The 14,512-nt window shown below is 57.6% G+C and carries 10 protein-coding genes and 4 pseudogenes; 9 read left to right on the plus strand and 5 right to left on the minus strand.

Going from position 1 to position 14,512, the window contains the following annotated elements; all coding sequences use genetic code 11:
- The 3 genes from ACMX3H_RS08840 to ACMX3H_RS08850 all read left to right on the plus strand — a co-directional run.
- The coding region (locus ACMX3H_RS08840; protein WP_415210556.1) for an ATP-binding protein at positions 1-177 on the plus strand (177 nt) is incomplete at its 5' end.
- A gap of 555 nt (positions 178-732) precedes the next feature.
- Complete coding sequence (locus tag ACMX3H_RS08845) at positions 733-1,005, plus strand: hypothetical protein (RefSeq protein ID WP_415210548.1); 273 nt, start codon at positions 733-735, stop codon at positions 1,003-1,005.
- The gene (locus tag ACMX3H_RS08850; RefSeq protein ID WP_415210549.1) at positions 986-1,285 is read left to right on the plus strand and encodes a hypothetical protein; all 300 of its coding nucleotides are present in this window, start codon (positions 986-988) and stop codon (positions 1,283-1,285) included. The genes ACMX3H_RS08845 and ACMX3H_RS08850 overlap by 20 nt, the downstream gene beginning before the upstream one ends.
- Before the next feature lie 189 nt (positions 1,286-1,474).
- Here ACMX3H_RS08850 and ACMX3H_RS08855 read toward each other — a convergent pair whose 3' ends face one another.
- A complete protein-coding gene (locus ACMX3H_RS08855; RefSeq protein ID WP_415210557.1) occupies positions 1,475-2,380 on the minus strand; it encodes a LysR family transcriptional regulator in 906 nt (301 codons plus the stop codon).
- A 153-nt stretch (positions 2,381-2,533) separates the two neighbouring features.
- Here ACMX3H_RS08855 and ACMX3H_RS08860 point away from each other — a divergent pair, with 153 nt between their 5' ends.
- The 4 genes and pseudogenes from ACMX3H_RS08860 to ACMX3H_RS08875 all read left to right on the plus strand — a co-directional run bounded on the left by ACMX3H_RS08860 (position 2,534) and on the right by ACMX3H_RS08875 (position 7,998).
- Positions 2,534-3,292 (plus strand): SDR family NAD(P)-dependent oxidoreductase, encoded by a 759-nt coding sequence (locus ACMX3H_RS08860; protein ID WP_415210550.1) that lies wholly within the window; start codon positions 2,534-2,536, stop codon positions 3,290-3,292.
- A 683-nt stretch (positions 3,293-3,975) separates the two neighbouring features.
- On the plus strand, positions 3,976-4,629 hold the full coding sequence (locus tag ACMX3H_RS08865; RefSeq protein WP_415210551.1) for a TonB-dependent receptor plug domain-containing protein: 654 nt from the start codon (positions 3,976-3,978) through the stop codon (positions 4,627-4,629).
- Positions 4,613-6,292: a TonB-dependent receptor gene (locus ACMX3H_RS08870; protein WP_415210552.1), complete on the plus strand. Its 1,680-nt coding sequence runs from the start codon at positions 4,613-4,615 to the stop codon at positions 6,290-6,292. Before ACMX3H_RS08865 ends, ACMX3H_RS08870 begins: the two co-directional genes overlap by 17 nt.
- Before the next feature lie 252 nt (positions 6,293-6,544).
- Positions 6,545-7,998: pseudogene (locus ACMX3H_RS08875) on the plus strand (Na+/H+ antiporter).
- A gap of 63 nt (positions 7,999-8,061) precedes the next feature.
- Here the strand turns inward: ACMX3H_RS08875 and ACMX3H_RS08880 are convergent.
- Positions 8,062-8,969: pseudogene (locus tag ACMX3H_RS08880) on the minus strand (LysR substrate-binding domain-containing protein).
- A 104-nt stretch (positions 8,970-9,073) separates the two neighbouring features.
- Between ACMX3H_RS08880 and ACMX3H_RS08885 the strand changes: the two are divergent.
- Positions 9,074-9,496 (plus strand): CidA/LrgA family protein, encoded by a 423-nt coding sequence (locus tag ACMX3H_RS08885; protein WP_415210553.1) that lies wholly within the window; start codon positions 9,074-9,076, stop codon positions 9,494-9,496.
- Positions 9,486-10,175, plus strand: a complete 690-nt coding sequence (locus ACMX3H_RS08890; protein WP_415210554.1) for an LrgB family protein — start codon at positions 9,486-9,488, stop codon at positions 10,173-10,175. The genes ACMX3H_RS08885 and ACMX3H_RS08890 overlap by 11 nt, the downstream gene beginning before the upstream one ends.
- A gap of 70 nt (positions 10,176-10,245) precedes the next feature.
- On the opposite strand, the pseudogene ACMX3H_RS08895 reads toward ACMX3H_RS08890, so the two are convergent.
- The 3 genes and pseudogenes from ACMX3H_RS08895 to acs form a co-directional block, all read right to left on the minus strand.
- Positions 10,246-11,880, minus strand: a pseudogene (locus tag ACMX3H_RS08895) (cation acetate symporter).
- A pseudogene (locus ACMX3H_RS08900) lies at positions 11,870-12,188 on the minus strand (DUF485 domain-containing protein). The pseudogenes ACMX3H_RS08895 and ACMX3H_RS08900 overlap by 11 nt, the downstream one beginning before the upstream one ends.
- 61 nt (positions 12,189-12,249) lie before the next feature.
- Positions 12,250-14,208, minus strand: coding sequence for an acetate--CoA ligase (gene acs / locus ACMX3H_RS08905; protein WP_415210555.1), 1,959 nt, complete (start codon positions 14,206-14,208; stop codon positions 12,250-12,252).
- Between the last annotated feature and the right edge of the window lie 304 nt (positions 14,209-14,512).

Consider the following 14,512-nt stretch of genomic DNA (forward strand, 5'->3'; position numbering starts at 1 on the left):
AGCAGCAGCATCCTGATCAGTCAACTGCCGGTAAAAAAATGGTATGGACTGATAGAAAACCCCACGACAGCTGACGCGTTACTCGATCGGCTAGTACACCCCAGCTATCGACTGGAACTTAAAGGCGAATCACTACGCAACGAGCAAGGAGTAGCCAGCACAGGAAAAATAGACTAAAATCGAGTCAGAAGATGAGCGAACATGTGATCGAATATCACTGGAATGGGTGATCGAAAAATATCGGAATAACTGATCGGATGTCGCCGGAACAGATGATCGGATACGTCGGAATCTGCATGTGGCCCGCCAGCAGGATTTAAAGCGTAGATAAGCCGATAACAACATGGAGCACATCCCCTGTAAAAGGGATCACCCTAACCAGGCTTCGCATTGAAAAAAACAACTTTTTTGCGCACGCTTAGCGAATAATGTGCTTTAACATCGCAGGGACGTAACGGCGGCCTGGCGCTCGTTTCACGCCTTGGTCAATAACGATGGATTGCCTGGCGGGATGAGGGCGCAACCTTTATTAAAGCACTCGTCTATCCGGTTACGCTATGCGGCGTTATGCTGGCTGTCGTCTCTGACCATCCTGCGTCATACTAGAGCTTCATCACCGGCCGTGAGGTTATTTCCATAGCGCCGCCGCCGGGATTTTTTGTGCGGCAGTAAAGGCGCGCTCTGCCTAAGCAGGCCGCCGCGTTGGCCGTTAACTTTATCTTCTGGATCGTTATGGAATCACGTATCGGGCCCTTTTGGCCATTGATAGTATTAACGCTGGCATTGCAGGACGGCGCCCAGTCAGCCATTGATTCGCAGGGTGGAATGACCGCTGCGGGAGAGGCGTCCTCCGTTGCCGCGTCCGAGCAGGCTGACATCGCCGGCGTCACGCAAACGACAGATACCGCCGCCGCGCCGATGGATATGCCGGTGTGCCAGGAGGTGGTGGATGAGGTCAATGTCTATACCGGCCCCGACGGAATCGATGTATTGGTACTGCGTTAGGCCCCACCCGGGTAAGCGAAGCGCTGGTGCAGTTCAGTGGCAGCAAGCACGCCTGGGAGGGCAAGATCCAAAGCTGGAAGTAAAAAAAACCGCCGCGGAGAGCCTTTATTGGCTCAATGTGCAGGGCAAACGCTTTGTCACGCTCACCATCGCTAAAGACGGCTCGGGACGCCTCACCTTGCCCGGTGAGACAAAGGCTTATCCGGTCGCCTATGATGCTGCGCTGTCAGCGCAACTGAGTCCGCAATATTTCCTGGCGGATTACCTAAGCCGCAATTAATCTGCATCAAGGCATCAAGGCATCAAGGCATCAAGGCGTTAGGCGGTTTGGCGTGACAAGGCCGGCCTGAAACGACGTGGATTTAGGCGGCGTGGGTCGGTGCGTTTAATTTAGCCCGGCGCGCCTGGCGGAGTATCCACGAACGGCGGGTTGCAGCCGTGGCACTGGCGGTCCTATCGACGTGCCGGTTCAACCAGGGGATACCCCTGGGGTAATCAGGCCCGCCAGCCAATCCATAAACACCTTTACCCGCGGGGGGAGATGGCGACGGTGGGCATAAAGTAGCGTGATATCCATGGGCGGCGGCAGGTAATCGGGTAAAATTTCCACCAGTTGACCGGTGGTGAAAAGGTCAACATACCGGGCGACGGGGACCTGGATAATTCCCAGTCCGTGCAGGCAGGCCGCTTCATAGGCATCGGCATTATTCACCGTGACCCGGGCGGGCATTTGGCGGCTAACTATCCGGCCCTGTTGCTGATAGACAAATCCCTCCGATTGCGACCCCAAAACTTGGACGTAATCTATCAATACATGATGGTCCAGGTCGGCGGGGGTGTCGGGTATGCCGTGTGCCTGCAAGTAGGCCGGACTGGCGCAATTGACCATGCGCAGTTTTCCCAGGCGTCGCGCTACCAGGTTGGCGTCGTCTAACTGGCCGATGCGCACCACGCAATCGAAACCTTCGCGCACCACATCCACCCGTCTGGCGGTGCAACTTATTTCCACTTGGATAGCCGGATACGCCTGCAAAAACTCCCCTAGCCGAGGAAAAACCTCCAGCCGGGCAAAGGCCGTGGGCATGTCGACGCGTAGCCTGCCGGCCAGCCCCGGTCCCTGCTGGCGGAACAAGCCGTCCAGTTCATCCATCGAGGCGAGCACTTCCCGCGCGCGTTCATACAGAACCAGGCCGTCCTGCGTCGGCGTCACCCGGCGGATGGTGCGATGCAGTAATCGGGCGCCCATCACGCTCTCGAGTGTCTGAATGTGTTCGGACATGGTAGATTTAGGCAGACCGAGACTGTTGCCCGCCTGGGTAAAACTTGCCAGCTCGACAACCCGCACAAAGCTTTGCAGTAGCGCCAGTTTGTTCATCATCGCTTCCTTGATTGTTAGTTTTTATTGAACAGTATTTCCGGATTAACGCTCTTTATCTCTTTCGCTCCGGTCAATATTCTTAGTAATACAGTCGCTGTTCTGCGTCAACCGGCGCAGGATTATTCGATCGCAAGCCATAGGAGTTTTGCTATGAGTCGTCCCATTGCATTAATCACCGGCGCCAGCCGCGGATTGGGCTACAACGCAGCTATTCATCTTGCCGTTGCCGGTTTCGATATTATTGGCACTTATCACTCCCGGGAAGAGGAAGCGCAGGCGCTGGTAAAAGAAATTGAATGGAGCGGGGCCCGGGCGGCCATGTTGCAGCTTGATACCGGGGAGAGTAGCCGTTTTGCCGGTTTCGTCAGCGATCTGCAGCGGGTACTGAAGGATAAGTTTAGCCAAACGCAGTTTCACCATTTGGTGAACAATGTCGGGATTGGCATTCATGCCGAGTTTGACGCGACCGACAAAGCGCAGTTCGACCAATTGATGCGTATCAATTTCAAAGGCCCGTTCTTCCTAACCCAGGCATTACTGCCGCTGCTGGCCGACGGCGGCAGTATTTTAAATATGTCGAGCGGGCTTACGCGCTTCACTACACCCGGCTTTGCCGCCTATGCCGCGACAAAAGGGGCGATGGAAGTATTGACCCGTTATCAAGCCAAAGAGCTGGGCAGCCGCGGGATACGGGTTAATATTCTCGCGCCTGGCGCGATCGAGTCGGATTTCGCCGGCGGCACGGTGCGGGACAATAAGCAGGTGAATCAGGTCATCACCGAGAATACCGTCTTGGGACGGGTGGGGCTGCCGGATGATATCGGCGCGGCGGTCGTGGCGCTGCTGAGCGATAATTGCCACTGGATGACCGCTCAGCGCGTTGAGGCGGCCGGCGGAATGTACCTTTAACCCGTTGCGGCCCAGCCGGGAGCGCAGGGGCGCCAAGCGCCGAGGGCGGGGCGGCTACTGACGGTATTATGTTGCCGCGGAGCCGGAGGCCCTGGCGATGGTGAAGGAAGCGCAGCGGGCAGCGGGTAAGGAGACGGCACCCGGTGAAAGCGGCTCAGGCAATGCGCCGTCCGGGCCGTCGCTCCACCTATGTCAGCCGGCCCGACCGCGGGGCAATGATGTTTGCTATCCCACCGGCTAGGCCGGAGAGAGGTCCACCGCGCCGTCATGCCTATGCTCGCGCTCGCCTTTGAACAATACCTGTCTTCCTTTGATCATCATGGGCCTGCGCTCGGCGTAATTAAAACGCGCCCGCCCCGATATTTGTAGGCACACGCCAGCGCCAATCACTCCATGCGCCTATGCACCTTTAATCTTCTTGCGTTTGCCGTGTTCAAAACACGGGTGTTCTTGAACATTACAGGAACGTGTTTGTCCTGATCACTGTTCATACCCGGCAGCCACGCTATAACGGCACGCGCCTGCTCAGGCCCTCTTTACGCTTTCTTAACCCCCCTCTTTCCCCCTAATAAAACTTTTCATTAAAAATAGTTAATAAGCTCTTGCAAAATTGACCTGAATTTACATAATTACTAACTATTATAATAATTATTATCATTCACATTTAACCGGGTAAAAAGTATATGTACAGCGCGCGTCTCGCTTTTCCTGCGGCGAAGATTTCTTCGCCGTGTCTGTTGGCGTTATTGATTAGCGCCAGCTGCGGCTCATTAGCCGTACCGGCCTTTGCCGTCACCACCCCAGCGACATCCACGGCAGCGACGACCTCCGCTACCGCGGCCCCGGCAGCAACCGGCGGCGGTGCGCCCACTGCTACGACCGGTAACGGCACGGAAACCATTACCGTTGTAGCAAAACCGGACAACGGCTTTACCCCTGGCGGCGATCGGCTGGTACCGGCCTATTTGGATGGCCAGATCGCCAACGGCGGCCGGTTGGGGCTGTTGGGCGAACAGTCGACACAAGATGTGCCGTTTAACGTGGTCGGCTATACCTCTAAGCTGATGCAGGATCAGCAGACCCGCTCTATCAGTGACGTCGTGCGCAATGATGCCTCCGTGCAGACTTATTATGGCTACGGTAGTACTCAGGAAGTATTCAAGGTGCGTGGGTTTGAGCTGGCGAGTGAAGATATCTCCTATTGCGGTCTCTATGGCGTGCTGCTGCGCCAATTTGTCGCCACCGAGCTGGCGGAACGCGTCGAATTGCTCAAAGGCTCCAGTGCGTTCCTGAACGGCGTTCCCCCCGGGCGGTACCGGGGTGGGGGGCACCGTTAACATCGAACCGAAACGCGCCTGCAACGAGCCTCTGAACCACGTTTCCGTCGACTATACCTCTAAATCTCAGGTTGGCGGCGCCTTTGACGTCGCGCGCCGCTTTGGCGATAACAATCAATGGGGCGTGCGGGTCAGCGGCGTGCATCGTGAAGGCGAGACGGAGGTGGACGAGCAGAAACGTCGTCTGACGCTGGGCACCATCGGCCTGGATTACCGCGGTGACCGTTTCCGCGCCTCGCTGGATGCGGGCGCCGAAAAACAAACGGTTCACGGCGCCCGTTTGGTAGTGTACACCTCCGGTATGGATAAGAGCCTCAAGGCGCCCTCCGCCACCACCAACTACGGTCAGAAGTGGGCCTTTACCAACACTGAAAGCCAATTTGGCGCGCTGCGTGGCGAATATGATCTGACCAACGACTGGACGGTCTATGGTGCGGTCGGCGGCAATCATACCCATGAGTACGGCTCTTACTCAGCGCCTACTTCTTATAATGACAGCGGCGACGCCACCATGGGTCAGATGCGAGTACCCTATTTCTCCGACAGCTTCTCCAGTCAGGCGGGCATACGCGGGAAGTTTGACACCGGTTTTATCAATCATAACGTCAATCTGGGTTACTCCAGCAGCTATACCCGTGTGCGTACGGCCTATCAGATATCAGCCCAAAGTATTGCCAGCAATATCTACGATCCAACTTATGCCGATGAACCCACTGATGCCACTTATGCGGGTGGTAAGATGGGCGATCCTGGCGTCACCAATCGGGTCTATAACAGCGGCGTAAGCCTATCGGATACGTTGTCGATGCTCGACGATCGGCTGAAAGTGATTGCCGGCCTGCGTCGTCAGAGCGTGAATGTCACTAATTACGCCTACACCGGCGAGCAGTCGGACAAATTCGAGCGCACCAAGGTAACGCCGGCCTTTGGCCTGGTAGTGAAACCCTGGGAGCACATCTCTCTGTATGCTAACTATATCGAAGCGCTGCAGGCCGGTGAAACCGCCGGCAGTACTTATAATACCGGCACCGTGGTCAACGGCGGCCAGGTCACCGGCATCGAAACCTCGAAGCAAAACGAAGTGGGGGTGAAAGCGGATTACGGCTGTGTCGCCGGCTCGCTGGCGATATTTGAAATCAAAAAGCCGGTGGCGGCCTATCGCTATCTGGGGACCAGCAACGGCAACGCACAATATGAATACGGCAACTACGCCGAAGAGCGCAACCGCGGTATTGAGCTGAATCTGTTCGGCGAGCCGGTGGTCGGCGTGCGCCTGAACGGCAGCGCCACCTGGATGGATCCGGAGTTGACCAAAACCCAGGACGGCGCCAACGATGGCAACGACGCCATCGGCGTACCGTGCTATCAATTCGTGCTGGGTGGCGAATGGGATCTGCCGGGGCTTAGCGGCGTCACCGCCACCGGCCGTGTAATACGTTCCGGTTCGCAATATATTGATGAAGCCAACGACCTGAAAGCCAGCGGCTGGACCCGCCTGGATTTAGGCGTGCGTTACGACATGCAACTGCCGAAAAACAATATCGTCTGGCGCGCCAACGTGGAAAACGTCACCAACGAAAATTACTGGGCCTCAGCCAGCAATGGCTACCTGACCCAGGGTGATCCGCGCTCGCTGAAACTCTCCATGACCGTGGACTTCTAAGCACCACGCGGCTGGCGCTTGCCGCCCTGTGGTATAGACGCACCGGCAAGCCGGTGCGTTTTTTTTGCCCTACCGGCGGCGGCGCAGCGCCCGTCGCCCCACCCGGTTAAAAATTTCGTTACGCCGGCCGATAGTTGATAACGGCTTTTTAACTGCCGGGAAAATGATCTACTATCATCGGGGTTCGCGTTTGCGGAGAGATTTTCTCGCGCGTCCTGTACATTGCCGCAAAAGTTAGAAACTAAGGAAAGCATGGAAATCTTTTTTACGATTCTTATCCTCACCCTTATCGTGTCCCTATCCGGGGTAGTGACACGTATCCTACCGTTTCAAATTCCGCTGCCCTTGATGCAAATCGCGCTCGGCGCGCTGCTTGCCTGGCCCAAATTCGGCCTGCACGTCGATTTTAATCCGGAGCTTTTCCTGGTGCTGTTCATCCCGCCGCTGCTGTTTTCCGACGGCTGGAAGACGCCGCCGCGCGAATTTTTGCGTCACGGCGGCGAGATAGTGGCGCTGGCGCTGGTATTGGTCATTATCACGGTGGTGGGAATCGGTTATCTGATTTACTGGATGGTGCCGGGCATCCCGCTGGTGGCGGCGCTTCGCTTGAGTTTGTCAAAGTGGCGGCAGGCGGTCTGCTGGCCGGCGTGGCGGTGACGTGGGGGTACAGCAAGTCCCTGCGGCTTATCACCCGCTGGAGCGGCGACGCCGCCGCGACGCAGACGGTGCTGTTGCTGTTGCTGCCGTTCGCCGCCTATCTGATTGCCGAACATATCGGCGTTTCCGGCATCCTGGCCGCGGTGGCGTCGGGCATGACCATCGGCCAATCGGGCATTATCCGCAACGCGCCGCTGGCGATGCGCCTGCGCGGCAATAGCGTCTGGGCGATGCTGGAGTTTGTGTTCAACGGCATGGTGTTTATTATGTTGGGGCTACAGCTGCCCGACATTCTTGAGACATCTATTACCCAGGCTGAACTGGATCCCACCATCCAAACCTGGATGCTGTTTACCGATGTGATTCTTATCTACGCCGCGCTGATGGTGCTACGTTTCGGCTGGCTGTGGCTGATGAAACGCATCAGTTTGCGCTTTATGACCAAGCGGCCGATGGTGTTCGGCGACTATAGCACCCGCGAGATTCTGATAGCCTCTTTCGCCGGCGTGCGCGGCGCCATCACGCTTGCGGGTGTGCTGTCGATACCCCTTCTGCTCAGTGACGGCTCAGCGTTTCCCTCGCGCTATCAGCTGGTGTTTATCGCTACCGGCGTGATCCTGTTTTCCCTAATCTGCGGCGTGATTGTTCTGCCGCTGTTGTTGCGCGGTATTCAGGTGTCCGACAAGGCGCAGCACCGCCAGGAAGAGCGCATGGCGCGCGCGGCGGCGGCGGAAGTGGCTATTGAAAGCCTGCATAAAATGGAAGAGCGGCTGGCCAATAGCCAGGAAGAGAATATCGACACTCAGATCCTAAATGAAGTCAGCGCCCGGGTTATCGGCAATCTACGCCGCCGGATTGACGGTAATGACGACGCGGATAGCGCGCTGCTGATTGAAAAGCTGGAGCGGCGCATGCGGCTAAATGCGCTGCGCGCCGAGTGCGGTGAATATTATCATTTACGCGCGCAGCAAAAAATCAGCAATGAAACGCTGATGAAGTTACTGCACGATTTGGATCTGCTGGAAGCGCTGCTGGTCGAGCACGAATAAGGCGCGCCGTCGGGCCGCCGCTCCCTGCGCCCTCACGCGCTAGCCGCCCGCTGGGCCGCGCGGCTAGCGGGGTGCTTGCTGCGTCCCCCTCAGCCGCTCGCCGGGGAGCCAGCGTTCGCAGCAGGCGACAATCCACGCCTGCGCGCCATGGGATAGATAGCTGTTCTGACGCCAGATAAGCCCGAGTTGCCACAGCATTTGCGGCATTAGCGGCAGCCAGAGCAGACGTTGACTATCCAACCGCCGGCAGAGGGGTTCCTGCAGCACCGCTAATCCGATGCCGGCTTCTACCATCGCCGCCAGAAAATCCCACTGGCCGCTGCGTACCGCAATTTGCGGCTCAATCCCGGCCGCATCGAAAGCGTCGAGCAATTGCCGGTAGAGCGAAAAGTCTTCGTTATAAATTAATACCGGCCACTCGCCCAGTAGCGTAAAGGGCACTTCCCGCTGCGTCAGCCAGGGCGCGCGCCGCGGCACTACCGCGCACGAACAGCGGCAGCGCCGCGAGGTCGGGGTCGACTTCGGCGGTCAAGGCGGTCAGTGCCAGATCCAGCCCTCCAGCCAGCACCGCCTGCTGCATGGTGACGCCGCCAAATTCGGCTATCTCCAGTTCGATGCCCGGATAGCGCTGACGGAAATCGCCGATAAGCTCCGCCATTTGCGTCCCCACCATCGGCGGGATCCCCCAACCGTAGCCGGCCTTTGCGCAGGGCTGTAATATCCTCGAGTTCCGCCTTTAGTTGCCAGAATTCATCAAGGATCGCCAAGCCGCGCTGATAGACCGCCCGGCCGCTATCGGTCATCTTGAGCACGTCTCCTTCACGAACGATCAGCTGGCAATCCAGCTCCTCCTCAAGATGTTTGAGCATTTTGCTGATAGTGGGCTGGGTCACGTAGAGCTTGGCGGCCGCCCGGGTAAAGCTTTGTTGCCGGATCACCTCGACAAAATAGCGCAGCGTTCGGATGTCCATTCACTATTCCTGGAGGGCATAATTTCTATGATATTAATTCATTTTCAGCAATATTTACTAGCCGCCTATACTGTGATCAATCTCACATTAATAAGGGTATCGCTATGCCGCTGACCGGGCGCCTCGTTATGCCGCCGCGTTGGGTTCGAGTGCAGGTGCCGTTGCAGATGGCGCTGTACGTCGGGTTATTTGCGCTGGCGCAGCAGCTGGTGCTGCGCTTGCATTTGCCATTGCCGGCCAATATCGGCGGCATGTTCTTGCTGCTGGCGCTTATTTTATTGCGCATCCTTCCCCTGCGTTGGGTGCGCGACGGCGCCCGCTGGCTGCTGACGGAAATGCTGTTGTTCTTCGTGCCGGCGGTCGTGGCGGTGGTGAATTACACTCAGCTGCTGCGCGTGGAGGGATGGCGAATCTTTCTGGTGATCACTGTGAGTACCGCCTTGGTACTGGGGATCACCGCGTTGGAGGTGGACCGGGTCTATCGTTTTGAACTCTGGCTGGCGCGCAGGAAACGACATGAGCAGTGATTTTATGCTGGGGGCGCTGTGTCTGCTGGTCATGCTGCTGCTCTATTTTTTTAACAAGCATCTTTATCGCCGTTTCCATCATCTGCCGCTGATGCCGCTGATTTTTACGCCGGCGGTGCTGGTATTATTGCTGGTCCTAACCCATATATCTTACCAGCACTACATGGGCGAGGCTCGCTGGCTATTATGGCTGCTGGGGCCGGCCACCATTGCTTTCGCGGTACCGGTTTATGAAAATATGGCCATCATCCGCCGGCATTGGCTTTCCTTGAGCGCCGGGGTCATCACCTCTACCGTGGTGGCGGTGGGCAGCTCAGTGTGGCTGGCGCGGCTGCTGGCGCTGCCGGAAGTGGTACAGTGCAGCCTGTCAGTGCGTTCAATCACCACCCCCTTTGCGCTGGCGGCGGCGGAACAGGTGGGTGGCCAGCCGGATTTGGTCACGCTGTTCGTGGTGATTACCGGCGTGTTCGGCATGGCGGTTGGCGATATATTGTTTTTGCGTCTGTCGGTGCGTGCCGGCGTGGCGCGCGGGGCGGGATTGGGCGCTTCCTCCCACGGCGCAGGTACCGCCCGCGTTTATGAAATGGGGCAACGGGAAGGGGTGGTGTCCAGTCTGGTGATGCTGCTGGCGGGGGTGGTGACGGTGCTGCTGGCGCCATTAATTGGCCATATCATGTGATAGTGGCCCTTAACCCGGGCCGCGCCCCTCTGCGGCGGGCCAGAGAAGGCGCGCGCAACGGAGCGGGAAGTTAATGGTCCGCGCCGGTTGAAATACCGATACCGGTCTGCGAACGGATGAATTGCGGCATAAACAGCTCGCGTTCCCTCGCTCCCTGCGCCGAATGATCGGTAATGGAAAACAGCCAAGTCCCGATAAATGCCACCAGCATTGAGAATAGCGCGGGATATTCATAAAGATAAATCGGCTTGGCGTGCCCCAACACCTGTACCCAGATGGTCGGACCGATAATCATCAGCACCACCGCGGTAATCAGCCCCAGCCAGCCGCCGACCATCGCGCCGCGCGTGGTCAGCCGGCGCCAATACATCGACAGCAAAATGATGGGGAAATTACAGCTGGCGGTAATGGAAAACGCCAGGCCCACCATGAAGGCGATATTCTAGTTTTCAAACAGAATACCGAGACCGATAGCCACAAAACCCAGCACCACGACGGTAATTTTCGACACCCGCAGCTCGTCGCGTCCCGTTGCGTTTCCCGCTTTGATCACGCTGGCGTACAGATCGTGGGAAACCGCCGCAGCGCCGCCCAGCGTCAATCCCGCCACCACCGCCGAGATAAAGCCAAGGAAGAAATTGCCGCCTACCGCATTGGCCAGATGGACCGCCGCCATGTTGTTACCGCCGAACAGCGCGCCGGCGCTGTCTTTGAAAGCAGGGTTGGCGCCCACTAACAAAATCGCGTCGAAGCCGATAATAAACGTCAGAAAGTAAAAGTAGCCCATAAACCCGGTGGTGTAGAACACGCTTTTACGCGCCTCGCGGGCATCATTGACGGTAAAAAAACGCATCAGGATATGGGGCAGGCCCGCCGTACCGAACATCAGCGCCAGCCCCAGCGAGAGCGAGAGCGCCGAGACCGGATCGGCTACCAGCCTCCCGGGCCGCATGATAGCCGCGCCCTTACCGTGTACCGCCATGGCATCGGCAAACAGCCGGTTAAACCTGAAGCCGACGGTTTTCATCACCATCAGCGCCATAAAGCTGGCGCCTGCCAGCAGCAGCACCGCCTTGATGATTTGTACCCAGGTGGTGGCCAGCATGCCGCCGAACAGGACATACAACACCATCAAAATGCCCACCAGCACCACGGCGACATGATAGTTGAGGCCGAAAAGCAGTTGAATCAGTTTGCCGGCGCCCACCATCTGGGCTATCACGTACAGCGACACCCCCAGCGAGCCGCAGGCAGAAAGCGTACGGATCGGTTTCTGCTGTAGGCGGTATGACGCGACATCGGCAAACGTGTAGCGCCCCAGGTTGTGTAGCCGTTCGGCTATTAGAAACAAAATGATGGACCAGCCCACCAGAAAGCCGAGCGAGTAAATCAGCCCGTCATAGCCGGAGGCATAGACCAGGGCCGAGATACCGAAGAACGACGCGGCGGACATAAAATCGCCGGAGATCGCCAGCCCGTTTTGCAAGCCGGTGATATTGCCGCCGGCGGTATAATAATCTTTGCGCGAACGGGTGCGTTTCGACGCCCAATAGGTGATATACAGCGTAGCGGCGACGAACAGCACAAACAGGATAATGGCCTGTACGTTCAGCGGTTGGCGCTCAACCGCACCATTGACCGTTTCAGCCTGAATCAGCAGCGGAAAGGCGACCAGCGCCGCGGTCCAGCGGTAGTTATTGGTCATACTGCACCTCGCGCAACAGCTGTTGGGTCAGACGGTCGAACTCGCCATTGGCGCGAATGACGTAAATACCGGTCAGTATAAAGGAGGCCACAATCAGGCCGATGCCGAGCGGGGATGCCGCGCGTCACGCTGGTGCCGGGATGCAGCGGCGTTCCCAGCCAGTTTGGCGTGAAAGCGATAAGCAGAATGAAACCGTAGTACAGCACCAGCATGATTAGAGCAAGCAACAGGGCGAAACGCTGGTGCTTACTCACCAGCTCTTGAAAACGCGGATCGCTCTGTATCCGTTGATAAATGATCTTATTCATCAGGGATTCTCCAGTGGGGTCAGAGGTACGGTAGAAAAAGCCACCCGAAGGTGGCGGAGGACTACGAAGGCAAGGTCAGAGATTGCTTTTCTTCCAGCAGCTTTTCGACCACGCCGGGATCGGCGAGCGTGGAGGTATCGCCCAGATTGCCGGTGTCGCCGGCGGCGATTTTGCGCAGGATACGGCGCATTATTTTGCCGGAGCGAGTTTTCGGCAGCGAATCGGTCCAGTGCAGGACATCGGGGGTGGCGATAGCGCCGATCTCTTTGCGCATCCAGGCGCGGACCTCGTTATACAATTCCGGCGTCGAGGTTTCGCCCGCGTTGAGCGTAATATAGGCGTAAATAGCCTGGCCTTTAATGTTATGGGGGATCCCCACCACCGCCGCTTCGGCAATCTTCGGATGCGCCACCAGCGCCGATTCGATCTCGGCGGTGCCGAGGCGGTGGCCGGAAACGTTCAGCACGTCATCCACGCGACCGGTTATCCAGTAATAACCCTCCTCGTCACGCCGGGCGCCGTCACCGCTGAAATACATGCCTTTAAAGGTGGAAAAATAAGTCTGCTCGAAACGATCGTGATCGCCATACAGCGTGCGCGCCTGTCCGGGCCAGGAATCGGTGATCACCAGATTGCCTTCGCCGGCGCCCTCCACCGGCGTGCCGGCGTTATCCACCAGCGCGGGCTGCACGCCGAAAAAAGGCAGCGCCGCCGAGCCGGGTTTCAGCGCCATGGCGCCCGGCAGCGGGGTGATCATGAAACCGCCCGTTTCCGTCTGCCACCAGGTATCGACAATTGGGCAGCGACCATTGCCGATTTTATGGTAATACCACTCCCATGCTTCGGGGTTGATGGGTTCGCCCACCGAGCCCATGATCCGCAGCGACGTGCGGCGGGTGCCTGCTATCGCCTTGTCCCCTTCGGCCATGAGCGCGCGGATAGCGGTCGGCGCGGTATAGAGGATATTGACCTGATGTTTATCCACCACTTGCGCCATACGGCTGGCGTCAGGCCAGTTGGGTACGCCCTCGAACATGAGGGTAATGGCGCCACAGGCCAGCGGGCCATAGAGGAGATAACTGTGGCCGGTTACCCAACCGACGTCGGCGGTACACCAGTAAATATCGCCGGGGTGATAATCGAATACGTATTTGAAGGTCGTGGCGGCGTAGACCAGATAGCCGCCGGTGGTGTGCAGCACGCCCTTGGGGGTGCCGGTGGAGCCGGAGGTATAAAGAATGAACAGCGGATCCTCCGCACCCATCGCCACGGGCGGGCAGGCATCCTCAGCGCCGTCGACGGCGTCGTGCCACCACACATCCCGGCCGGGGTGCCAGTCAATGGCGTTGCCGGTACGGCGGAACACGATGACCCGGTTGACTCTCTTCACCGCCGGATGATTTAGCGCGTCGTCGATATTCTTCTTCAAAGGGATCTTCCGCCCGGCGCGCAGCCCCTCGTCGGCGGTTACCACCAGTTTGGCGCTGGAGTCGATGATGCGACCGGCGATAGCCTCCGGCGAAAAACCGGCAAAAATCACCGAGTGCACGGCGCCAATGCGGGCGCAGGCCAGCATGGCCACCGCCGCTTCCGGCACCATGGGCATATACAGGGCCACCACATCTCCTTTGCCGATGCCCTGCGCCTTCAGGACATTGGCGAAGCGGCACACCGCCTGATGTAATTCGCGGTAAGTAAGGGTTTTACTTTGGCAGGCGTCATCTCCTTCCCAGATAATGGCGGTCTGGTCGCCTCGTTCTGGCAAATGACGATCGAGACAGTTGGTGGCCACATTTAATGTGCCGTCTTCAAACCAGCGGATATTGACATGGCCGGGATCGAAGGTAGTATTTTTCACCGTCCTGAAAGGGGTAATCCATTCCACAATCTGGGCATATTCCCGCCAAAAGGAATCGTGATTGTTGATGGACTGCGCATACAATTTCCGATACTGCTCTGTGGAAACCAGCGTACGTTCCGCCAGGGTATCGGGAATCGGGTAACGATGGGGTTGGCTCATAGTTTCCTCCTTGTATTTGTTAATGATATGTCAACCCTTGGTTAATTAAACCTCCCTGGATTGGCTTTGTTTCTTTTTTGCACGACAGATCACTCATCACCTATAAGGTCTCTGCACTAATGGAAAAAACATACCCCCGCCAGACCTGGGATAACAGGCATTAATGGTGCTGGTTCCGGTCACGTCCGATCACTGATTCCGATTTCACCCGATCACTGATTCCGGTCACGCCCGATCACTGATTCTGATTTCATCCGATCACTGATTCCGGTCGCCCGATCAGCGATTCCGATTCTGTCCGATC

The sequence above is a fragment of the Sodalis sp. (in: enterobacteria) genome (assembly GCF_047607725.1).
Lineage (GTDB): Bacteria > Pseudomonadota > Gammaproteobacteria > Enterobacterales > Enterobacteriaceae > JBLKSS01.

Excerpts from the sequence above, each read along its gene's own strand:
- ACMX3H_RS08845 (WP_415210548.1), top strand. The coding sequence starts at position 733 with ATGGAATCACGTATCGGGCCCTTTTGGCCATTGATAGTATTAACGCTG.
- ACMX3H_RS08850 (WP_415210549.1), top strand. The coding sequence starts at position 986 with ATGTATTGGTACTGCGTTAGGCCCCACCCGGGTAAGCGAAGCGCTGGT.
- ACMX3H_RS08855 (WP_415210557.1), bottom strand. The coding sequence starts at position 2,380 with ATGAACAAACTGGCGCTACTGCAAAGCTTTGTGCGGGTTGTCGAGCTG.
- ACMX3H_RS08860 (WP_415210550.1), top strand. The coding sequence starts at position 2,534 with ATGAGTCGTCCCATTGCATTAATCACCGGCGCCAGCCGCGGATTGGGC.
- ACMX3H_RS08865 (WP_415210551.1), top strand. The coding sequence starts at position 3,976 with ATGTACAGCGCGCGTCTCGCTTTTCCTGCGGCGAAGATTTCTTCGCCG.
- ACMX3H_RS08885 (WP_415210553.1), top strand. The coding sequence starts at position 9,074 with ATGCCGCTGACCGGGCGCCTCGTTATGCCGCCGCGTTGGGTTCGAGTG.
- ACMX3H_RS08890 (WP_415210554.1), top strand. The coding sequence starts at position 9,486 with ATGAGCAGTGATTTTATGCTGGGGGCGCTGTGTCTGCTGGTCATGCTG.
- acs (WP_415210555.1), bottom strand. The coding sequence starts at position 14,208 with ATGAGCCAACCCCATCGTTACCCGATTCCCGATACCCTGGCGGAACGT.